This window comes from Citrobacter freundii complex sp. CFNIH2 (assembly GCF_002880615.1).
GTDB lineage: Bacteria > Pseudomonadota > Gammaproteobacteria > Enterobacterales > Enterobacteriaceae > Citrobacter_A > Citrobacter_A amalonaticus_F.
The window spans coordinates 1086814-1108170 of sequence record NZ_CP025757.1 but is presented as its reverse complement, the minus strand read 5'-3'; the positions used below and the strand labels follow the sequence as shown (position 1 = coordinate 1108170).

Genomic DNA, 21357 nt, shown 5'->3' with positions numbered 1-21357 from the left:
ATCAGTGCTGTAAAAGCGAACACCCTTTTTCGAAAATAGAGCCTTCAATCAGGAGGTGTGTGATGCGTGAACTTCAGCAAGGTGTCTGGCAAATGAGCCTGGCAATGGTAATTTCCGGTTCAATCGGCGCGTTTGTGTTACTTTCCGGCCTGCCGGTTACTGACGTGGTTTTCTGGCGCTGCCTGATTGGGGCTATCGCGCTGTTTCTCTTTATCCGTATCAGCAAACAACCGTTTAGCCCGCTGACCAACGTCACGCTGGGGCTGGCAATTCTGGGCGGCATCGCGCTGGTCGTAAACTGGTTGCTGTTGTTTGCCGCCTATGCGCGCATCTCGATCGGCCTGTCGACCGTAGTGTATAACACCCAGCCCTTTATGCTGGTGATGATGGGAATGCTAATGGGCGAGCGAGTCAGTGCGGTGAAATGGGGCTGGCTGTTCCTCGCCTTTGGTGGCGTGGTCATTTTATTATCGGGTGAACTGACCGGAGGCCATTCCGCGGCCTGGTTAACCGGCGTGGCCCTCGCACTCGGCGCCGCCTTCTTTTACGCTCTGACGGCGATCATTACCCGCAGACTGAAAAGCATCGCGCCACAGCATATTGCCTTTATTCAGGTGCTGACGGGGGTGATCATGCTCTTGCCGCTGGCCCACTTCCCGGCGCTCTCCAGCGCATCCCCGTGGGGTATCTTGCTTACGCTGGGGATTGTTCACACCGGCATCATGTACCAGTTGTTGTACAGCGCCATTCAGAAATTGCCCACGCCGATTACCGGTTCGTTATCCTTTATTTATCCGGTGGTGGCGATCGTCGTCGATAACGTGGTGTTTGGTCATTCGCTTAACGCGACACAACTGGCCGGTGGCGCGTTAATTCTGTTTGCGGCGGCAGGCAATAACCTCGGCTGGGGCGAAAAAAAACCCCGCGAATGCGAGGTTTCTGGGAAAGCCACCCATCAGTGACGGGCGCGAACAATCTGGTATTTGCGCGTCAGGTACTCGACCGGCGCGCTCCAGATGTGCACCAGGCGGGAGAACGGGAACAGCAGGAACAGCGTCATCCCCAGCACCAGATGCAGACGGAAGATAAACGCCACACCCTCCAGATGCGCAGATGCGCCACCGTGGAAGGTCACCACAGACTGCGCCCACCCCACCAGTTTCATCATTTCGCTGCCGTCCATATGCTGGGCGGAGAACGGAATGGTCGACAGTCCCAGCGCGCACTGGATCACCAGCAGCGAAAGGATCAGGATATCGGCGCCGGTGGTCGTCGCCCGCACGCGTGGGCTAAACAGACGACGCTTGAGCAACAGCACGCCGCCGACGAGGCACATCAGACCCGCCGCACCGCCGCCGATCATCGCCATCTTCTGCTTCACGTCAATGGGCAGCCAGGCTTCATACATCCAGTGCGGCGTCAGCATGCCGAGGAAGTGGCCGGCGAAGATCCCCAGAATCCCGAAGTGGAACAGGTTTGATGCCATGTTCATCCCCTTGCGATCCAGCATCTGGCTGGACGCGGCGCGCCAGGTGTACTGACCGTAGTCATAACGCAACCAGCTACCAATCAGAAATACGGACCCGGCGATGTACGGATAGATGTCAAAGAAGAACATATTCAGGAAGTGCATTATTGCTGTCCTCCGGTGGTGATATTCAGATATTGCGGCGCAACGGCGCCAGCAAAACGACGCTGGTGAGCGGAGATTTCAGACTCGCCGCAGCCCTGATCGGCAAAGAATTTCACCTGCTCTTCTTCCCAGACCGCATCGAGTGCTTGCGGCGTATCGTCGCGAACTTCATCCGCAATTTTTTCGGCGACTTTGTCACTGTCGATCGCCGCATTCGCCAGCTTCAGCAACAGATCGAACAGCACCGCATAGCGGCTTTCACGCTGTTGCAGACGCGCGCTCAGCAACGCCAGAATCGGGGCGATATCCTGCAACCCGCCCAACGCCTCGCTCTTCGGCAACTGAGCCAGATATTCCAGGTACAGCGGCAGATGGTCTGGCAATTCGCGACTGTCGAGCTGTAAACCGTGCTGCTCATACTGCGCCATCAGGTCAACCATCGCCTGACCACGGTCGCGGGACTCACCGTGGACATGTTCGAACAACAGCAGCGAGGTTGCCCGACCGCGGTCAAACAGTTCGCTGTAGTTGGCCTGCACATCCAGCATCTCCTGCGCGGTTAAATCACGCAGGAAAACGCTGAGCGTATGCGCATCCTCTTTATCAAGATTTTCAGATGACGCGAGTGCATCGTACAGTTCCTGCTGATGCTGCCACAGGGCAGCATCCGGGTACTCGAGCAGACGCGAAACAATGACGAGTTCAATCATTGGTGCGGCTCCGTTTTGCTGGTCACATCGATGGCGTCAATGCGGCGGCTGTTGAACAGGTTGAATTTGGTGTCAGAACCGTGGCAACCGTCGCCGAAGGTAAAGCCACAACCACTTTTCTCCGGGAACGCATCACGTGCCAGTTCACGATGGCTGCTCGGCACCACAAAGCGATCTTCGTAGTTGGCAATCGCCAGGTAGCGGTACATTTCCTGTGCCTGCGCTTCGCTTAAACCTACCTCTTCCAGCGCGCGGGTATCCACTTTACCGTCAACGGTTTCCGCACGTTTGTAGTGACGCATCGCCAGCATACGTTTCAGCGCCAGCAGTACCGGCTGGGTATCGCCTGCGGTGAGCAGGTTAGCGAGGTACTGAACCGGGATACGCAGGCTGTCGACGTCCGGCAGAATACCGTTGCTACCCAGTTCGCCCGCATCCGCCGCCGACTGAATCGGGGACAGAGGCGGCACATACCACACCATCGGCAGCGTGCGATATTCCGGATGCAGCGGCAGCGCCAGCTTCCAGTCCATCGCCATTTTATAAACCGGCGACTGCTGTGCGGCATCAATCACGCTCAGCGGAATACCGTCTTTCAGCGCCTGTTCGATGACCGCCGGGTCGTTCGGATCGAGGAACACATCCAGTTGGCGTTGATACAGATCTTTTTCGTGCTCGGTGCTCGCCGCGCTCTCAATCGCGTCTGCGTCATACAGCAGTACACCGAGATAGCGGATACGGCCCACGCAGGTTTCGGAACAGACGGTCGGCTGACCGGCTTCGATGCGCGGGTAGCAGAAGATGCACTTCTCGGACTTCCCGCTCTTCCAGTTGAAGTAGATCTTTTTGTACGGACAGCCGGTGATACACATCCGCCAGCCGCGGCACTTATCCTGGTCGATCAGCACGATGCCGTCTTCTTCACGCTTGTAGATGGCGCCGCTCGGGCAGGTCGCCACGCACGCCGGGTTGAGGCAGTGCTCGCACAGGCGCGGCAGATACATCATGAAGGTGTTTTCAAACTGGCCGTACATCGCCTTCTGCATGTTTTCGAAGTTCTGGTCTTTGGCGCGTTTTTCAAATTCGCCACCCAGAATTTCTTCCCAGTTCGGACCGCTGGTGATTTTGTCCATCCGCTTGCCGGTAATCAGCGAGCGTGGACGGGCGATCGGCTGGTGCTTACTTTCCGGCGCGTTGTGCAGGTTCTGGTAATCGTAGTCAAACGGCTCGTAATAGTCGTCAATCCCCGGCAGATGCGGGTTGGCGAAGATTTTACCGAGCAGCATCGCACGGTTCCCCATACGCGGCTGCAGTTTGCCGTTGATTTTACGGATCCAGCCGCCCTTCCATTTCTCCTGGTTTTCCCAGTCATTCGGGAAACCTACGCCAGGCTTGCTTTCAACGTTGTTGAACCAGGCGTATTCCATCCCTTCGCGGCTGGTCCAGACATTTTTACAGGTCACAGAACAGGTGTGGCAGCCGATGCACTTATCGAGATTCAGCACCATGCCGACTTGTGAACGAATTTTCATTTTACGCTCTCCTGTACCTGGTCATTGCCTTCGCCATCCAACCAGTTAATGTTCTTCATCTTACGTACCACAACAAATTCATCACGGTTTGAACCGACGGTGCCGTAGTAGTTAAAGCCGTAGGCCAGTTGCGCATAGCCGCCGATCATATGGGTCGGTTTCGGCGTAATACGGGTCACCGAGTTATGGATCCCGCCGCGCTGCTGGGTAATTTCAGACCCTGGCAGGTTCACGATACGTTCCTGCGCGTGATACATCATGGTCATCCCGGCCGGAACACGCTGGCTTACCACCGCACGCGCCGTTAAGGCGCCGTTGCTGTTGAACACTTCGATCCAGTCGTTATCTTCAATGCCCAACTCTTTGGCGTCGGTTTCACTCATCCACACAATCGGACCGCCGCGTGACAGGGTCAGCATCAGCAGGTTGTCGCTGTAGGTGGAGTGGATCCCCCACTTCTGGTGCGGCGTCAGGAAGTTGAGCGCTTTTTCCGGGTTACCGTTGGACTTCTCGCCCATCACCGATTTCACCGAACGGGTGTCGATAGGCGGACGGTAAACCAGCAGGCTTTCGCCGAAATCACGCATCCACTGGTGATCCTGATACAGCGACTGACGACCGGTCAGCGTGCGCCACGGGATCAGCTCGTGTACGTTGGTATAGCCCGCGTTATACGAGACGTGTTCGTCTTCCAGACCGGACCAGGTTGGGCTGGAGATGATCTTACGCGGCTGCGCCTGGATATCGCGGAAGCGGATTTTTTCCTCTTCTTTGTTCGTCGCCAGATGCGTATGGTCGCGCCCGGTAAACTCGCTGAGCGCCGCCCAGGCTTTCACCGCCACGTGGCCGTTGGTTTCCGGCGCCAGGGTCAGGATCATCTCTGCCGCATCAATGGCGGTGTTGAGCATCGGCTGACCTTTCGCCGGGCCGTCCGCCTTGGTGTAGTTAAGCTTACGCAGCAGGTCCATTTCGCTCTGGGTATTCCAGGCGATCCCTTTACCGCCGTTACCGATTTTCTCCATCAGTGGGCCGATAGAGGTGAAGCGTTCATACGTCGCAGGATAATCGCGTTCAACGGTCATAATGTGTGGCGCGGTGACGCCCGGAATCAGGTCGCATTCGCCTTTTTTCCAGTCCTTCACGTCCAGCGGCTGCGCCAGTTCGGCGGCGGAGTCGTGCTGAATCGGCAGCGTGACCACGTCCGTCTCTTTCCCGAGGTGCCCCACGCAGACTTCTGAGAATTTCTTCGCGATAGCTTTGTAGATTTCCCAGTCGCTTTTCGATTCCCATGCCGGGTCAACGGCGGCGGACAGCGGATGAATAAACGGATGCATATCCGAGGTATTCATGTCGTCTTTTTCATACCAGGTCGCCGTTGGCAGCACGATATCGGAGTACAGACAGGTGCTCGACAGACGGAAGTCCAGCGTCACCACCAGGTCCAGCTTGCCGTCGAGACCGTTGTCCTGCAATTCCACTTCTTCCGGCTTCACGCCGCCCTGCTGACCCAGATCTTTCCCCTGGATCCCGTTTTCGGTCCCCAGCAGGTATTTCAGCATGTATTCATGCCCCTTACCGGATGAGCCCAGCAGGTTGGAGCGCCAGATGAACAGGTTGCGCGGATGGTTTTTGCCGTTTTCCGGCTGTTCGGCGGCGAAACGAATCGAACCTTCTTTCAGTGACTTAACGGTGTAATCCACCGGTGTCATCCCGGCTTTCTTCGCTTCTTCGGCGATAGTCAACGGGTTGGTGCCAAGCTGCGGTGCGGACGGCAGCCAGCCCATGCGCTCAGCACGCACGTTGAAATCAATCAGGTGACCGCTGTAGCGCGATTTGTCCGCCAGCGGTGACAGCAGTTCCTGCGCGGTAACCGTCTCATAGCGCCACTGGCTGGAGTGGTTGTAGAAGTACGACGTACTGTTCATGTGACGTGCCGGACGCTGCCAGTCAAGGGCAAACGCCAGCGGCTGCCAGCCGGTCTGCGGACGCAGTTTTTCCTGGCCGACATAGTGCGCCCAGCCACCGCCGCTCTGGCCGATACAGCCACAGAACACCAGCATGTTGATCAGGCCACGATAGTTCATGTCGAGGTGATACCAGTGGTTCAGACCGGCACCGACGATGATCATCGAACGACCGTGCGTCTTATCCGCGTTGTCGGCAAATTCCCGCGCGATGCGGGTGATCTGCGCACGCGGCACGCCGGTAATTTGCTCTGCCCACGCCGGGGTATACGCTTTGATGTCGTCATAACTGGTGGCGCAGTTGGCATCATTCAGACCGCGTTCCAGACCGTAGTTAGCCATTGTCAGGTCATACACGGTGGTAACCAGCGCCGTCGTGCCGTCTGCCAGTTGCAGGCGTTTAGCCGGCAGTTTGTGCAGCAGCACGTTTTCCAGTTCTACTTTATTGAAGTGCTCTGTGCCTTCACCGCCGAAGTACGGGAAGCCTACCTCGGCGATCTCGTCCTGACTACCCAGCAGACTCAGTTGCAGCTCTGTCTCGGCACCGGTCGTACCGTCGCGCTGCTCGAGGTTCCATTTGCCTTTCTCACCCCAGCGGAAACCAATCGAGCCGTTCGGCGCAACCATGTCGCCATTGCTGTTAATGGCAACGGTTTTCCATTCCGGGTTATTTTCCTGACCCAGTGAATCCACAAGGTCAGCCGCGCGCAGCATGCGACCCGCGGCATAGTAACCGTCGCGCGCTTCCAGCATGACCAGCATCGGCATGTCGGTGTAGCGACGCACGTAGTCGGTAAAGTACTGGCTCGGATTGTCGAGATGGAATTCACGCAGCATGACGTGACCCATTGCCAGCGCCATCGCCGCATCGGTGCCCTGCTTCGGCGCCAGCCAGAGGTCGCACAGCTTGGCGATTTCAGCGTAGTCCGGCGTTACCGCAACGGTTTTGGTGCCTTTATAGCGGACTTCAGTAAAGAAGTGAGCATCCGGCGTACGGGTCTGCGGAACGTTAGATCCCCAGGCGATGATGTAGCTGGAGTTGTACCAGTCAGCGGATTCCGGCACGTCGGTCTGCTCACCCCAGGTCTGCGGAGACGCCGGTGGCAGGTCGCAGTACCAGTCGTAGAAGCTCAGGCAAGTGCCGCCAATCAGGGAGAGATAACGCGCGCCGGACGCATAGGAGACCATCGACATCGCCGGGATCGGCGAGAAACCCGCCACGCGGTCCGGGCCGTACGTTTTCACGGTATAGACGTTAGACGCGGCAATCAGCTCATTCACTTCCTGCCAGGAAGAACGGACAAAACCACCCCGGCCACGCGCTTGTTTGAAGCTTTTGGCTTTATCGGCGTCTTCGATGATGGAAGCCCAGGCGTCAACCGGATCGCTGTGCAGTTTCTTCGCCTCACGCCACATCTTCATCAGACGTTTGCGCATCAGCGGGTATTTCAGTCGGTTAGCACTGTAGAGATACCAGGAGTAGCTGGCACCACGCGGGCAGCCTCGTGGCTCGTGGTTTGGCATGTCCGGACGGGTACGTGGGTAGTCGGTTTGCTGGGTTTCCCAGGTTACCAGACCGTTTTTAACGTAGATTTTCCAGCTACATGAGCCGGTGCAGTTAACCCCGTGGGTTGAGCGCACAACTTTATCGTGCTGCCAACGCTGGCGATATCCATCCTCCCAGTCCCGGTTGGTTTCGAGAAGCTGGCCGTGCCCATCGGCAAAGGTTTCACCCTTCTGCTTGAAGTAGCGAAACCGGTCCAGGAATTTACTCATCGGTTCTCTCCTGTGGAGCCTGACGGCTCTCTGATAAATCGACATTGCTTGATTGAGAGCGAAGGTAACGCTCTGAAAGGTCGTGAGAATTGATAACGATCAAGAGCGGCAAGGTTGTTTCAGGCAGGCCATCAGGAGGATGCCACCAAAGTGGTACGGTTTTCTATTTTTTAACTTTATGTTTTTAAAGGCATTTTAATCGATTCGTTTAATGCCTCTGATTTACGCTGCGGCAAATAGTTATTAAGTGGTACATATTCCGCTGTCATTCAGAATTGCGTATGAGCCTCATTATTTATTTCTTCACCTACATTCACATTATCTCTTCACGCACTTCAGATGCAGGTGAAAAAATGAGCGATAAGACAGCGAGTTTATTGGATGAATTAACTAAGGAACGTGATGCCGTAAATACGCGCCGGGCTCAACTTCCTGAAGAATATCAGGCGCAGTCAGCGACAATTGGACTGGCGCTTTCGGGTGGCGGGATCCGCAGCGCGACGTTTTGTCTGGGGGTAGTGCGAGCGCTGGCGAAAAATAAATTGCTCATTCACTTTGACTATCTTTCTACCGTTTCCGGCGGCGGATATTTAGGCGGTATGCTGGGTCGACTCTATCAGAAAAATAAAGACCCCGTCGCCGTACAGGACGCGCTTGCCCGGGATGACACCATTTTACTGGCGTGGCTGCGCAATAATGGTCGCTACCTGATCCCGGCTGGCATGCGGGATACCTCGTTGGGCATTGCGCAAATACTTCGTTCATTCGTGGCGGCGTTATTTCTGGTCACACTGTTATGTATCGCGATCGCGGGTATTGCGATTTCCGTGAATTTAGCGTTGCAGGGCCCGTTGGATCTTCGTCTGGCACTGCTTCCTGCCGCAAAACAGCAATGGCTTATGACGCTGGCCGTGCCCCTCGCGTTCAGTGCCTGGATGGCGATCACTTACTGGTTAACGCTGTCAAAATGGCCCTTTCTCCTTGACCTGACGGTCGGGTTTATCCTAACCGTTGCCGCCGCAGCCGGTATCTATTTTATGATGTGTCAGTACGCGGAGCAGACCGATTTCAATGATTCCCTGTTCGTCACGGGAGCCCTGGGATTGATTAATATTATCGCTATCGCGCTGGCGATCGGTTGTCCCGGGAAAAATGTCGCGCAATTCAGGCAACGACTTACGCTGGCATTAACCCGCAGTCTGACCCTGGCACTGGCCGTTTTACTTTTGTGGTTGATTTACTGCGGTGGATGGGCGTTATACCTGCGCTTTCACAGTTCCCTGCTTATCGTCCCGCCTACCGTGGTTGCCGGGGTAAAAATCATCTGGGAATTGCGCCCCCTCAAATTACTGGCGACCTCGTTAGCCAATAAAAGCCCGGTGGTATCCGTCAGCCTGTTGCAACTGGCGGATATTTTAGGCTTCGTCATTATGATTTTCTCCCTGTTGACCGTGTGCGCGGCGGAAATTGATTTTTTACTGTGTAAAGCCCATACACTGAATATCAGTCAAACCATGCTGGCCTGGCTGCCTGCAATGCTGACGCTGGGGATTGCGGGGATATTCGCCCTCTTTTGCTATGGGAAGATCCTCATACCGTTTCTGAATCTCAGTTCGCTGCATAACTTATATCGTTCGCGACTCGAGCGCGCCTGGTTGTCGGTGGCCAACTATGGCGGCGGAAAAAATAAACGCTTCGCAGACAATCCCCTCGACAGCAAACCGTCCGGAAAACTGAATGATATCCATCGTGTCACCGATCACCTGCCCGGCGACGATATTCATTTCAATAAATACGCCCCGCACAGGCAAGGCGGTCCGATTCACCTCATCACCTGCTGTATTAACCAGACCGTTGACGATCGCACGGGGAATTACAACGCCGATCGTAAAGGGATCGCCTTAACGCTCAGCGCGTTAGGTGTAGAAACTGGCACCCGCCTGCCTGGACCTGTCGTCAACATGAAGGACGCGACCCTGTCGCACTGGATTGCGATTTCAGGCGCCGCCGCCGCGACGGGGATGGGCTCCCGCACCGCGCCAGGTCTGGCATTTCTGCTTTTCGTGATAGGTGGTCGACTGGGCTACTGGTCGAAAAATTTATGCCCGGTAAAGGAAACGGCGACGACGAAGAAACCGCCCCCCTTTGCCGTTCCGGCGCTATTTGCCGAAATGTTTGCCCGTTTTCCTGGCCGCAACAGCAAATACTGGTTTTTGTCAGATGGCGGACATTTTGAAAATACGGGGGTCTATCCGTTGCTGAAAAGGAATTTGAAGACCATTGTCGTGGCAGACTGCGGCGCCGACCCCAAACGTCAGTTCGACGATCTGGAAAATCTGGTACGCAAAGCGCGTATTGATTACGGCATCGACATCGTATTTCATGCCGCCCACTCACCACACTTCACCTCATTAGCTCAGTTGCAGAAAGGCGGTGAACTGCCCCCATTGCTCAGGGCGAAGATTATCTATCCCCATTGCAATGGGCAGCCGGTGTTGCCGGGCACGCTCATCATCGTGAAGCCACACTCGCTGAAAGGAATGGGGCTCGATACGCTCAGCTACGCCGGGCGGCACAGCGATTTTCCGCAGCAAACGACCGGCGATCAGTTCTTCGATGAAGCACAGTGGGAAGCGTATCATCAGTTGGGGTTTCAGGCTGGCAGCGCCATTAACCGGGAAATGTTGCTCTGAAGCGCGGATAAAAAAAAGCGCGGTCTAACGCCGCGCAATGGGGAATACATGACTGCTGTTTTTATTTTTTCGAATGTCGTCCGTATACCAACCAGGTGATAACCACACAGGCGATATAGAAGATCAGGAAGACTTTCATCGCGTCAACCGGTGAGCCGGTTAAGGCCAGCGAGGTACCAAACGCTTTCGGGATAAAGAAGCCGCCAATCGCCCCAATCGCAGAGATAAAGCCTAACGCTGCCGCCGTATCGGTCGCCGCTTCGCGCATCGCTTTCTCTTCAGAGCCGCCTTCAGCCTTCACGCGATCCATCGTCAGCTTACGGAAGATAACGGAGATCATCTGGAAGGTGGAACCGCTGCCCAGTCCGGCCGTCATGAACAAGGCAAGGAAGACCGCGAAGAAGGCAATGAAATTGCCGCCCGTGCCGTTGGTCGGTAAGGTCAGGAACAGCAGGCCGCTGAAAATCGCCATCAGCACGAAGTTCACCAGCGTGACACGAGTCCCGCCTAAGCGGTCAGAGATCGCCCCGCCCGCAGAGCGCGCCAGCGCGCCGACCAGAGGACCAAAAAATGCATAATGCAGGATCTGAATCTCCGGGAACTGGGTCTTTGACAGCATCGCAAAACCTGCGGAAAACCCAATGAACGAGCCGAATGTCGCCAGATAGAGCAGGCTCATGATCCACAGGTGACCGCGCTTGAGAACCGGCAATTGCTCTTTTAGTGATGCTTTTGAGGTCGCCAGTTCGTTCATACCAAACCAGGCCGCCAGCGTGAAGAAGGCGAGGAACGGTACCCAGATCCATGCGGCATTCGCCAGATACAGTTGAGAACCATCCGGCTGCTCAACGCCGTGACTGCCAAAGACAGCGAAGATCGACAGCGAGACCACCAGCGGCGCAACCAGTTGCATCACGCTGACGCCCATATTTCCCAAACCGCCGTTCAGCCCCAGCGCACCGCCCTGCTTCTGCTTTGGAAAGAAGAAGCTGATGTTCGCCATACTGGAGGCAAAGTTTGCGCCGGCAAAACCGCAAAGCAGGGAGATCAGGATAAAGGTACTGAACGGTGTGGACGTATCCTGCACCGCAAACCCTAACCAGACGCACGGAATAATCAGGATCCCGGTACTGAACGCGGTCCAGCGACGGCCGCCGAAGACCGGTACCATAAAGGAGTAAGGCACACGTAATAACGCGCCGGAGACCGACGGTAACGCCGTCAGCATAAACAACTGTTCAGTGGTAAAGTTGAAACCGACTTTCGGCAGATTCACCGCAACAGCACTGAACAACATCCAGACGCAAAACGCCAGCAGCAGACAGGGGACGGAAATCCACAGGTTGCGACTGGCGATACGATGACCCCGCTGTGCCCAGAATGCCGGATCTTCCGGCCGCCATTCTGTGATTACAGCTCCAGATGCCCTTTCCGGGGCGGATGAGTGACTCATAGACACCTCTGATACTCGATTCGATGCCTGCAACATTAGGGTTTACAGCGCGAGGTAAGTTGATATAAATCAAAGGAAAAGTTGTCGATATCACAACGAAAAAATCATGATCACCCTAAGTGAGTAGGATAATTCGCCAAAAAATACGTGGTTTTTCACAGTGCTGCCTGTCGCTGCCACCCCCTTCCTCAAATCCCCTCCGAACGCGGCAATTAAGAGGTAACTCGCTTTAGGTATGGGTATACTCCAGGGGATGGTCGAGAATAACGCCACTGCCGATTCTGCCCGGCAGTCTCGTCATTCATTGAGGTTTCCCCATTCGCTGTCCGGAGACCTGAAGGAAGAAGGTTTTATGCTAAAACGTTGTCTCTCTCCGCTCACGCTGGTTAACCAGGTGGCGCTCATTGTGATGCTCTCTACCGCTATCGGCGTAGCGGGTATGGCGGTTTCTGGCTGGCTGGTTCAGGGCGTCCAGGGTAGCGCGCACGCCATTAATAAAGCCGGATCGCTGCGGATGCAAAGCTATCGCCTGCTCGCCGCGGTACCACTGCGCGCTGACGACCAGAAATGGGTTGATGAGATGGAACAGACCGCGTTTAGTCCTGAACTGACCCGCGCGGCGGAACGCGACGGCCAGCAGGAGCAACTGCGCGCACTCCAGGATTACTGGCATCGCGAACTCTCCCCCGGCCTGCAGCAAGCCCGCAGCAGAGACGCCGTCGCCGCCGACGTTAACCAGTTTGTCGCTGGCCTTGATCGGCTCGTCTCCGCGTTTGACCACACCACCGAAATGCGCATCGAACGCGTGGTGATGGTGCACCGGGTGATGGCGATTTTCATGGCGCTGCTGCTGGTCTTTACCATTATCTGGCTGCGGGCGCGTCTGCTTCAGCCGTGGAAGCAACTGCTGTCGATGGCCCGCGCGGTCAGCCAGCGCGATTTTACTCAGCGCGCGCAGATCGGCGGGCGCAATGAGATGGCGATGCTCGGCGACGCGCTTAATAACATGTCCGACGAACTGGCGGAAAGCTATTCGGTGCTCGAACAACGCGTCAGAGAAAAAACGGCCGGGCTGGAGCAGAAAAACCAGATCCTCTCTTTTCTCTGGCAGGCCAACCGCCGTCTGCATTCGCCAGTGCCGCTTTGCGAACGTCTCTCCCCGGTGCTGAACGGTCTGCAAAACCTGACCCAAATGCATGACATCGAACTGCGGGTTTATGACCAGGAAGATGAAGAGAACCATCAGGAATTTACCTGCCAGTCCGATATCAGCTGTGATGATAAAGGGTGTCATCTCTGCCCACGCGAGTCGCTGCCCCCGAGTGAAGGGGGAATGACGCTGAAATGGCGCTTAACGGACACCCATACCCAGTACGGCATTTTGCTGGCGACCCTGCCGCAGGGGCGTCACCTGAGTCACGATCAGCAGCAGCTGGTGGATACCGTCGTGGAACAGCTCACCGCCACGCTGGCGCTGGATCGCAATCAGGAACGCCAGCAGCAGTTGATTGTCATGGAAGAGCGTGCAACCATTGCGCGCGAACTGCATGATTCTATTGCACAATCACTGTCCTGTATGAAGATGCAGGTCAGTTGCCTGCAAATGCAGGGAGAGACGTTACCGGACACCAGCCGCGACCTGCTGAGCCAGATCCGCAACGAGCTGAATGCGTCATGGGCGCAACTGCGCGAACTGTTGACGACGTTCCGCTTACGGCTGACCGAACCCGGTCTGCGCCCCGCGCTGGAAGCCAGCTGTCAGGAATACAGCGCCCGTTTTGGTTTTACGGTGAAACTGGATTACCAGTTACCCCCGCGTCTGGTGCCTTCGCATCAGGCGATTCACCTGCTGCAAATTGCCCGCGAAGCCTTAAGCAATGCGCTTAAGCACTCTCACGCTGATGACGTGGTGGTCACCGTGGCGCTGAAAGGCAAGCAGGTAAAATTGACTGTACAGGACAACGGCTGCGGCGTTCCTGAGAACGCCGAACGCAGTAACCACTATGGCATGATCATTATGCGCGACCGGGCACAGAGCCTGCGCGGAGCTTGTCAGGTACGCCGTCGCGAGACGGGAGGCACTGAAGTCGCTGTCACTTTTATTCCCGAAAAATACTTCACAGAAGTTCAAGGAGATACCCATGAATAATCAGGAACCGGCAACTATCCTGCTCATCGACGATCATCCGATGTTGCGGACCGGCGTCAAACAGCTTGTCAGCATGGCGCCCGATATCACCGTGGTCGGTGAAGCCAGCAACGGCGAACAGGGTATCGAACTGGCCGAATCGCTTGACCCGGATCTGATCCTGCTCGACCTGAACATGCCGGGGATGAACGGGCTGGAAACCCTCGACAAATTACGCGAGAAAGCGCTGTCCGGACGGATCGTCGTCTTCAGCGTGTCGAATCATGAGGAAGATGTCGTGACGGCGCTCAAGCGCGGGGCTGATGGCTATCTGCTGAAGGATATGGAACCGGAAGATCTGCTTAAGTCGTTACAGCAGGCTGCCGCCGGAGAGATGGTCTTAAGCGAAGCGTTAACGCCGGTGCTGGCTGCCAGCCTGCGCGCCAACCGCGCCACCTCCGATCGCGATGTCAGCCAATTGACTCCGCGTGAACGTGACATTCTCAAGCTTATCGCCCAGGGCCTGCCGAACAAAATGATTGCCCGCCGCCTGGATATCACCGAGAGCACGGTGAAAGTCCACGTGAAGCATATGCTGAAGAAGATGAAGCTTAAATCACGTGTTGAAGCGGCAGTGTGGGTGCATCAGGAACGTATCTTCTGATTACTCCTCCGGGAGCAACCTCCAGCGCGGATCGTCTTCAGGCATTGCCATAAAGGGCTCCGTCAGCGTGAGCGTGATCTCATTGGAAGAGACACGCTGCCCCTTCTCATCTTCCACCACCACCGACAATCGCCAGCGATTACTCGCGCCTTCACGGCTGTCCCAGGCCGGCATGATGACCGTCCAGCCCTCAACGCTTTCTGCATTTGCCCCCGCCGTCAGGCTCAGCGCCTGCATGTCCCCCTGCCAGGTGACATGACGAACGCCATGCAGACTACGCACCTGTAATTTTAGCGGCACCGTTTCGCCCGGATGCAGATCCCACGGTGGGGTTGCCAGAAATACGCTCAGGGTTTTGCGTTGACGATACTCCATCGTCGGCAGGTTGTTGCGCTGCGGGTGATCATAACGGCTTCCGCGCAGCGACTGACTTTCCGCCACCTCGCTGGCAGCCAGTTGTTTTTTCAGCGGTACGCCGAAGCGGTAGTTCAGGTTCAGCCCGAGGTTGTTCTGGCTGAGACCGCTCTCCCCCTGCTTATGCTGAGCGGTGACTGTGACCAGCGGGACCGGGGTATAGTTCAGCCCCAGCTTCACCGCCACCGGATTGTGATAGCCCGTTCCGGAATCGAACAGATCGACGCTGTCGCCAAAGTATTGCTCCACGCTGACGCTGGTATTGAGATATTCATAAAACGGCATACGCATTTCAGCCGTGACGTCATAACCGCGCGCCATTCGTTGCTCCAGCGTCGGCGTATGGCCGCGCCATGAGGCAAACGGCTGGTAATAATTGGCCGACAGCCGCAGGTATTCCCCCCACGCTTCAGCACCCAGTCCACCGCGCTGGAGGTTTTCATCGAGCAGATTATCGTAGAAAGTGTTATAGCCGAGCAGCCAGCCATCGCGTGCCCAGCGCTGGCCGATACCCACATTACTCACCAGCCCGTCATCCTGCCGGGTGAGTCCCAGTTGACTCCAGGTGAGGTAGCGCGAGTTATCCTGCCAGGGGACAAACCAGCTTCCGCGACTCCCGTTGAAATTGCCTTCGTTATCGACCTGCACGTTGACGCTGGCCTTCCCCCACGGCGACAGCCAGGATTCCAGTTGTTGATTCACCTGCTCACTCACCGCGTCGCGCACCTGACCAAAGGCAAACTGCTTTGCCTGCTCGCTGGTGTCCAGACCGTTGTCGATCATGCTCGCCTCGCCGAAGGCTTTCACCATCTCAGCGAAATGTTTTTCGCCCTCATGCGATTCGGGGGCCATGCCCAGATCGGGCAACCCGTCCTGGTTATTATCAAAGGGATTTTCGGCCTGTTGCATAAAGGAGGATTGCGCACTGGCGGGACCGCCTGCCAGCAGCAAGAGTAACCAGAGAGGGATGGAATGCGATACAAAATGACTCAAATCGACGATAGCTTCTTACGGAATACAGTTAACTTAACCCCTGGAAGCTTACCTGACTCCCCGTCGTTTTGCAGGTTTTCTCACACTTTCAGGAATATCCTTACTCTTGCCAGGCTCTCCTTTTCCTCAGACTTTCGTTGGTATCACCCCGCTTGCGCGGTAACATAACTGACTGGCAACACAAACTTCCCCGCTAACAGGAGTCAACATGCAAAAGATAGTGATCATTGCCAACGGTGCGGCATACGGTAGCGAATCGTTATTCAACAGCCTGCGGCTGGCGATCGCGTTACGTGAGCAGGCGAGCGACCTCGACCTGCGTCTGTTTCTGATGTCGGATGCCGTTACGGCGGGTTTGCGCGGTCAGAAGCCCGCAGAAGGCTATAACATCCAGCAGATGCTGGAGATCCTTACTGCCCAGAACGTCCCGGTAAAACTGTGCAAGACCTGCACAGACGGGCGCGGGATCACGACGCTGCCGCTGATTGACGGCGTGGAAGTCGGCACGCTGGTGGAACTGGCACAATGGACGCTGGCCGCCGACAAAGTGCTGACCTTCTGACCCCCCTTTCAGGCAAGCTTGCTGAAACATCCGGTTATTTCCGAATTTAATCTTATTGGGGCGTATCTTTACCAAAAGTAAGTGCGCCCGATCACGCTTTTCTCCGGGATTTTGTCACTATTGTTTAATCGTTATGCCATTTTTTGATCAAAATCAGCATCCGAAGCCTAACTCTTTGGTGTTATTCCTCATGGGTAAAATGTGAACAACATCACGCAGCACTTCCGAAAGGAAGTACGTTGTTTTCAATACGGGGTGAGAAATGGCATTAGTAAAGGCAAGTTTGAAGTTATTTGGTGGGGATACCGTGGTCGTTCGCTGTTCGGAGCGTTGCCACATCCATCTGATGAGCGAAAAAAATCACGTTAAAGACGCGCAGACCGACATATTAAGCGTGCAGAACCGTGATAACGCATGGTTGACCGTACCGTATACCGGCGTCTGGAATGTTCTGATCGACAGCCATAGCCAGTCGCTTGAACATTCCATCAGTTATATTGCCGCCTGATATGCAAATGGCCCGGTAGCGCTTACGCCTGCCGGGCCGACATAAGCCTCACGCGAAACCCGGTCGCAAAACACCTTCAGGCAGAGACTCCCCTAACAAACCGCGCACGTTAGTCACCAGATCGTTAAGACACTCATCCTGCATCCCCAGTTTCTGCAACTCCTGTTCGAGCGAAAACAGGTACTGCGCGTTAGTGCCAAGCGGCCCACTGGCGGCGGCAATCAACGGGGCGATAATTTGCGCACGCGTGTCCGACTCATACAGGGGATGGCGCGGATCCATAATAAATACCAGCGCATTCACCGTTCGACCGTCGTCCAACGCCAGTTGGCACCAGGTCGGCAGATAGCAGCCGGTGATCATTTCGCGCTTCCACAACAGGGTTAATTCTTGCTCAAGCGAGGCATCCGGGAGACGATAAGCCACACCGGTGGTGCGTCCGCCCTCTTTGAGTGCAAGCATTCGTCCCGGCTGGCACGCGGTTCCGCGCCCTGCCGTGAGACGCAGGCAAAATGCCCGATGCCATCCCACCAGCGTACCGGTACATGACTCCTCAAATTCTAACGCCGGGTTCCACATCAACGACCCATAACCGAAGATCCACACCGGTCCATCATCTGGTCGACAGGCCAGCGTCGCCGCAAGGGACGCTGCACGTTGCTCTGCTGACCATAAGAGTGATTCTTCAATAGCACCAAATGCCGTTTTACAATCGGCATTCATCAAGAAATCACGCGTTAACACCTTACACCTCCGCCACTGCATACTTCCCTGCGACAACTTTTTGACGCCTTCCGGGCATTTTAACTGCTCATTTTGAAACCAATATCACGACAATATGCAATTCATGGGCCGCTTGCAAGGCAGCAACGGTTACGGGTAGCACGATTCGCCTACGCGTTCACGGGGGCTATAGCGTTAGACCTTATAATTGAAGTGGTTAGGTTTTCTTATGCCACTTATCATCTTCACCTTTGGCATACTCTTTTTTCACTGCCGACCACGCCACCTTATGTGCGGTCTCTTCCCGACTGGCATCATCGCGGCGATCGGCTTTGTCCTTGTACTGCTCCCAGGCGCTATTGAACGCCTCTTTGTAGATCTCCTGGGCATGGGCGGGTAAGACGTGTTGTACGCTGTCGGGCAGATCTTTTTTTGCTTGATAAGGCATCATTGACTCCGCTTTTTGGCTAAACCTTAAGTGTGGTCAACCCTGACCGCCTCTGCCACTACAATAAGGTTTATTCGTCCTACAGCCAGCATAAGCTTCTGTTATTTAAACACTCTCTAAACAAGAGTTTCTCTTTCTGTCGTTTTAAAGGTGAAAGGCCGAAATGCCGTAAAATTTCGTAAAAAATCACCGTAAAGCCTGCGTTTTCTGTTATTTTTTACACTCTTTATTACATTTATAACTAAAATCGACCTGCAGAGATGGAGAGCATTCATGACACATGCACATGAGGCGGTGAAAACCCGCCATAAGGAGACATCGCTTATTTTCCCGGTTGTGGCGCTGGTAGTGCTGTTCCTTTGGGGAGGCAGCCATTCACTACCAGCGGTAATCGGAATTAACCTTCTTGCCCTGATTGGTATCTTAAGCAGCGCCTTTAGCGTTGTTCGTCACGCCGACGTACTGGCTCATCGCCTCGGCGAACCCTACGGCTCACTCATTCTGAGTCTGTCCGTGGTTATTCTTGAAGTCAGCCTGATCTCAGCGCTGATGGCGACCGGCGATGCGGCGCCTACGCTGATGCGCGACACGCTCTATTCCATCATCATGATTGTCACGGGTGGTCTGGTGGGCTTTTCGTTGTTACTGGGCGGGCGTAAGTTCGCCACTCAGTATATGAATCTGTTCGGTATTAAACAGTATCTGATTGCCTTGTTTCCGCTGGCGATTGTCGTGCTGGTGTTTCCGATGGCGCTGCCCGGCGCGAATTTCACCACCGGCCAGGCGCTGTTGGTGGCCTTAATTTCTGCCGCGATGTACGGCGTATTCCTGCTCATCCAGACCAAGACGCACCAGAGTCTGTTTGTTTATGAGCACGAAGATGACAGCGATGACGACGACCCCCACCACGGTAAGCCTTCTGCGCACAGCAATCTGTGGCATGCCGTCTGGCTGGTGATTCATCTGATTGCGGTGATTGCCGTCACCAAGATGAACGCAAACCCGCTGGAGACACTGCTGACCGAACTGAACGCCCCGGTCGCCTTTACCGGCTTCCTGGTCGCGCTGCTGATCCTTTCCCCGGAAGGGCTTGGGGCGCTGAAAGCAGTGCTGAATAACCAGGTACAGCGCGCAATGAATCTGTTCTTTGGTTCCGTGCTGGCCACTATCTCCCTGACGGTACCGGTGGTCACGCTGATTGCGTGGGCAACGGGGAATGACCTGGTGTTCGGCTTAGGCGCACCAGAAATGGTGGTGATGGTGGCGTCGCTGGTGCTGTGCCATATCTCGTTCTCAACGGGGCGCACTAACGTACTGAACGGTGCGGCGCATCTGGCGCTGTTTGCCGCCTATCTGATGACCATCTTTGCCTGATATAAAAAAGCCCGATGGCGCTAACACGCTTATCGGGCCTACATCTTGCCCGATGCAATATCGGGCACACAATCTTTCAATTAATTCTCGGTATCGAGCTCGTCGAAGCTTTTCACCAGATCGTCAACCGCTTTCATCTGCACCAGGAACGGTTCCAGCTTCGCCAGCGGCAGCGCGGACGGGCCGTCGCATTTCGCGTTGGCCGGATCCGGGTGCGCTTCGATGAACAGACCGGCCAGACCGACCGCCATACCGGCACGCGCCAGCTCAGTCACCTGACCACGACGGCCGCCAGAAGCGGCGCCAAACGGGTCGCGGCACTGCAGCGCGTGGGTCACGTCGAAAATCACCGGGCTGTTGCCGGAAACTTTCTTCATTACGCTGAAGCCCAGCATATCGACAACCAGGTTGTCATAACCGAAGTTTGCCCCACGGTCGCACAGGATCACCTTGTCGTTACCGCCTTCATGGAATTTATCCACGATATTGCCCATCTGACCCGGGCTCACGAACTGCGGTTTCTTCACGTTGATGACCGCGCCGGTTTTCGCCATCGCTTCCACCAGATCGGTCTGACGCGCGAGGAACGCCGGTAACTGAATCACATCCACAACGTCAGCGACAGGCTGCGCCTGGCTGGCTTCATGAACGTCGGTGATCACTTTCACGCCAAAGGTCTGCTTCAGTTCCTGGAAGATTTTCATCCCTTCTTCCAGGCCCGGTCCACGGTAGGAGTGGATAGAGGAACGGTTGGCTTTATCAAAAGAGGCCTTGAACACGTAAGGGATACCCAGTTTCTGGGTAACGGTCACGTAGTGCTCACAAATGCGCATCGCCAGATCGCGAGATTCCAGCACGTTCATCCCGCCAAACAGCACGAACGGCAGATCGTTTGCTACCTTGATGTCGCCAATGCTAACCACTTTTTGTTTCATAGGATCGCCTTAATGATGAGTAAGAATGTCGATAAATTAATGCAGGACAATTTGCTTATGCGAGATGTTATTAATCTGCGCACGAATCATTTCGCTGATCGGGTCTTCCGGACACTGCTCAACGAAATAGCTTAAATCGGTCAGCGCGACATGTTCACATTCCAGTTGCGCGTAAATTAAGCCCCGGTCACGTATTTCATACGGATCTTCCGGGTTAAATTGCAGTAACGCCTCGCTCGCTCGCAGCGCCAGCTCCATCTGCTGTTCTTCCATTAAGGAAGATTTCAGCGTGTCCAGCAGCTTGCGAATCACTTCCGCGTTATCCGCTTCATCCAGGTCCTCGTTAAATAACTCAGCGACCGGGCTGATATTCCCCTTCAGCCACACTTCCAGCGTATGCTCATTCAACGTTTCGCCGTTAAATGGGTTGATGAGCCACATTTCGCCTTCCAGCGACTCAATACGCAAAATAAGCTGCGTCGGGAAGATCACCGGTACCAGCGGCAATGACAGCCGGTTGGCAATCCACAATAAGATTGCCCCCAGTGATACCGCACTGCCCTGGCGGTTCTTCAGTACCTGGTCAAGCCATAGCGCGTCGGACAAACGGTAAACGCCGCGGGTGTCAGTAAAACCCCACTCGCCGTAGAAAAGTGCCAGCAATTTTTCCAGTTGCTCATCCTGAGACAAAAGCTGGCTAATTTCTTCTTGCGCCTGGCTGACCAGACGTTCCAGCTCGTCATAGACAGTTTGCGAAGGGAAATCCAGGCGGATCGATTCCGATGCCAGGATCATCCCGTCGCACAATGGCGCTTTATTAAATTCGAAATCAGCTAACGACCTCATG

At 55.3% G+C, this 21357-nt stretch carries 17 protein-coding genes; 7 read left to right on the top strand and 10 right to left on the bottom strand.

What is annotated here, in order from left to right; genetic code table 11:
* Positions 1 to 62 precede the first annotated feature (62 nt).
* The gene (locus tag WM46_RS05655) at positions 63 to 962 is read left to right on the top strand and encodes a DMT family transporter (RefSeq protein WP_102601685.1); all 900 of its coding nucleotides are present in this window, start codon (positions 63 to 65) and stop codon (positions 960 to 962) included.
* On the opposite strand, the gene narI is transcribed toward WM46_RS05655, so the two are convergent.
* From narI to WM46_RS05635, 4 genes are read right to left on the bottom strand one after another with little or no spacing between them, the layout of a single operon-like run.
* Positions 956 to 1633, bottom strand: a complete 678-nt coding sequence (gene narI, locus WM46_RS05650) for a respiratory nitrate reductase subunit gamma (RefSeq protein ID WP_046481052.1) — start codon at positions 1631 to 1633, stop codon at positions 956 to 958. The genes WM46_RS05655 and narI overlap by 7 nt on opposite strands.
* Entirely contained in the window at positions 1633 to 2343 is a 711-nt protein-coding gene (gene narJ, locus WM46_RS05645) for a nitrate reductase molybdenum cofactor assembly chaperone (protein WP_061077702.1), read from the bottom strand. The genes narI and narJ overlap by 1 nt, the downstream gene beginning before the upstream one ends.
* Positions 2340 to 3875 carry a nitrate reductase subunit beta gene (narH, locus tag WM46_RS05640; RefSeq protein ID WP_044327858.1) on the bottom strand — a complete coding sequence of 512 codons (1536 nt, stop codon included), beginning with the start codon at positions 3873 to 3875 and terminating at the stop codon, positions 2340 to 2342. Before narH ends, narJ begins: the two co-directional genes overlap by 4 nt.
* Positions 3872 to 7615 carry a nitrate reductase subunit alpha gene (locus WM46_RS05635; protein WP_102601684.1) on the bottom strand — a complete coding sequence of 1248 codons (3744 nt, stop codon included), beginning with the start codon at positions 7613 to 7615 and terminating at the stop codon, positions 3872 to 3874. The genes narH and WM46_RS05635 overlap by 4 nt, the downstream gene beginning before the upstream one ends.
* Positions 7616 to 7968: 353 nt before the next feature.
* Between WM46_RS05635 and WM46_RS05630 the strand changes: the two genes are divergently transcribed.
* A complete protein-coding gene (locus WM46_RS05630; protein WP_187394450.1) occupies positions 7969 to 10308 on the top strand; it encodes a patatin-like phospholipase family protein in 2340 nt (779 codons plus the stop codon).
* A 61-nt stretch (positions 10309 to 10369) separates the two neighbouring features.
* Here the strand turns inward: WM46_RS05630 and WM46_RS05625 are convergent, their stop codons facing one another.
* The gene (locus WM46_RS05625) at positions 10370 to 11761 is read right to left on the bottom strand and encodes a NarK family nitrate/nitrite MFS transporter (RefSeq protein WP_061077705.1); all 1392 of its coding nucleotides are present in this window, start codon (positions 11759 to 11761) and stop codon (positions 10370 to 10372) included.
* Between the two features lie 352 nt (positions 11762 to 12113).
* Between WM46_RS05625 and narX the strand changes: the two genes are divergently transcribed.
* Together narX and narL are read left to right on the top strand one after the other, a co-directional pair.
* Entirely contained in the window at positions 12114 to 13910 is a 1797-nt protein-coding gene (narX, locus tag WM46_RS05615; RefSeq protein WP_102601681.1) for a nitrate/nitrite two-component system sensor histidine kinase NarX, read from the top strand.
* On the top strand, positions 13903 to 14553 hold the full coding sequence (gene narL / locus WM46_RS05610) for a two-component system response regulator NarL (RefSeq protein ID WP_061077707.1): 651 nt from the start codon (positions 13903 to 13905) through the stop codon (positions 14551 to 14553). The genes narX and narL overlap by 8 nt, the downstream gene beginning before the upstream one ends.
* On the opposite strand, the gene WM46_RS05605 is transcribed toward narL, so the two are convergent.
* On the bottom strand, positions 14554 to 15960 hold the full coding sequence (locus WM46_RS05605) for a YchO/YchP family invasin (protein WP_187394449.1): 1407 nt from the start codon (positions 15958 to 15960) through the stop codon (positions 14554 to 14556). It abuts the gene before it with no gap.
* A 208-nt stretch (positions 15961 to 16168) separates the two neighbouring features.
* Between WM46_RS05605 and WM46_RS05600 the strand changes: the two genes are divergently transcribed.
* Entirely contained in the window at positions 16169 to 16522 is a 354-nt protein-coding gene (locus WM46_RS05600; protein WP_046481059.1) for a DsrE/DsrF/TusD sulfur relay family protein, read from the top strand.
* 262 nt (positions 16523 to 16784) lie between these two features.
* A complete protein-coding gene (locus WM46_RS05595; protein WP_061077709.1) occupies positions 16785 to 17030 on the top strand; it encodes a DUF1883 domain-containing protein in 246 nt (81 codons plus the stop codon).
* 48 nt (positions 17031 to 17078) lie between these two features.
* On the opposite strand, the gene WM46_RS05590 is transcribed toward WM46_RS05595, so the two are convergent.
* Together WM46_RS05590 and chaB are read right to left on the bottom strand one after the other, a co-directional pair.
* Positions 17079 to 17774, bottom strand: coding sequence for a gamma-glutamylcyclotransferase (locus WM46_RS05590; RefSeq protein ID WP_044257693.1), 696 nt, complete (start codon positions 17772 to 17774; stop codon positions 17079 to 17081).
* A gap of 196 nt (positions 17775 to 17970) precedes the next feature.
* Positions 17971 to 18201 (bottom strand): putative cation transport regulator ChaB, encoded by a 231-nt coding sequence (gene chaB / locus WM46_RS05585; RefSeq protein ID WP_061077710.1) that lies wholly within the window; start codon positions 18199 to 18201, stop codon positions 17971 to 17973.
* Positions 18202 to 18474: 273 nt separating this feature from the next.
* On the opposite strand from chaB, the gene chaA reads away from it, so the two are divergent.
* Entirely contained in the window at positions 18475 to 19575 is a 1101-nt protein-coding gene (gene chaA / locus WM46_RS05580; protein WP_102601679.1) for a sodium-potassium/proton antiporter ChaA, read from the top strand.
* A gap of 80 nt (positions 19576 to 19655) precedes the next feature.
* On the opposite strand, the gene kdsA is transcribed toward chaA, so the two are convergent.
* Both kdsA and sirB1 read right to left on the bottom strand, forming a co-directional pair.
* Positions 19656 to 20510, bottom strand: a complete 855-nt coding sequence (kdsA, locus tag WM46_RS05575) for a 3-deoxy-8-phosphooctulonate synthase (RefSeq protein WP_102601678.1) — start codon at positions 20508 to 20510, stop codon at positions 19656 to 19658.
* 36 nt (positions 20511 to 20546) lie between these two features.
* Positions 20547 to 21356, bottom strand: a complete 810-nt coding sequence (gene sirB1 / locus WM46_RS05570) for an invasion regulator SirB1 (RefSeq protein ID WP_046481065.1) — start codon at positions 21354 to 21356, stop codon at positions 20547 to 20549.
* Position 21357 lies beyond the last annotated feature (1 nt).

Coding starts and splice junctions, on each gene's coding strand:
- narL (WP_061077707.1), top strand. CDS start 13,903: ATGAATAATCAGGAACCGGCAACTATCCTGCTCATCGACGATCATCCG.
- WM46_RS05635 (WP_102601684.1), bottom strand. CDS start 7,615: ATGAGTAAATTCCTGGACCGGTTTCGCTACTTCAAGCAGAAGGGTGAA.
- WM46_RS05600 (WP_046481059.1), top strand. CDS start 16,169: ATGCAAAAGATAGTGATCATTGCCAACGGTGCGGCATACGGTAGCGAA.
- narJ (WP_061077702.1), bottom strand. CDS start 2,343: ATGATTGAACTCGTCATTGTTTCGCGTCTGCTCGAGTACCCGGATGCT.
- narX (WP_102601681.1), top strand. CDS start 12,114: ATGCTAAAACGTTGTCTCTCTCCGCTCACGCTGGTTAACCAGGTGGCG.
- kdsA (WP_102601678.1), bottom strand. CDS start 20,510: ATGAAACAAAAAGTGGTTAGCATTGGCGACATCAAGGTAGCAAACGAT.
- chaA (WP_102601679.1), top strand. CDS start 18,475: ATGACACATGCACATGAGGCGGTGAAAACCCGCCATAAGGAGACATCG.
- WM46_RS05655 (WP_102601685.1), top strand. CDS start 63: ATGCGTGAACTTCAGCAAGGTGTCTGGCAAATGAGCCTGGCAATGGTA.
- chaB (WP_061077710.1), bottom strand. CDS start 18,201: ATGCCTTATCAAGCAAAAAAAGATCTGCCCGACAGCGTACAACACGTC.
- WM46_RS05630 (WP_187394450.1), top strand. CDS start 7,969: ATGAGCGATAAGACAGCGAGTTTATTGGATGAATTAACTAAGGAACGT.
- WM46_RS05625 (WP_061077705.1), bottom strand. CDS start 11,761: ATGAGTCACTCATCCGCCCCGGAAAGGGCATCTGGAGCTGTAATCACA.
- narI (WP_046481052.1), bottom strand. CDS start 1,633: ATGCACTTCCTGAATATGTTCTTCTTTGACATCTATCCGTACATCGCC.
- WM46_RS05595 (WP_061077709.1), top strand. CDS start 16,785: ATGGCATTAGTAAAGGCAAGTTTGAAGTTATTTGGTGGGGATACCGTG.
- narH (WP_044327858.1), bottom strand. CDS start 3,875: ATGAAAATTCGTTCACAAGTCGGCATGGTGCTGAATCTCGATAAGTGC.
- sirB1 (WP_046481065.1), bottom strand. CDS start 21,356: ATGAGGTCGTTAGCTGATTTCGAATTTAATAAAGCGCCATTGTGCGAC.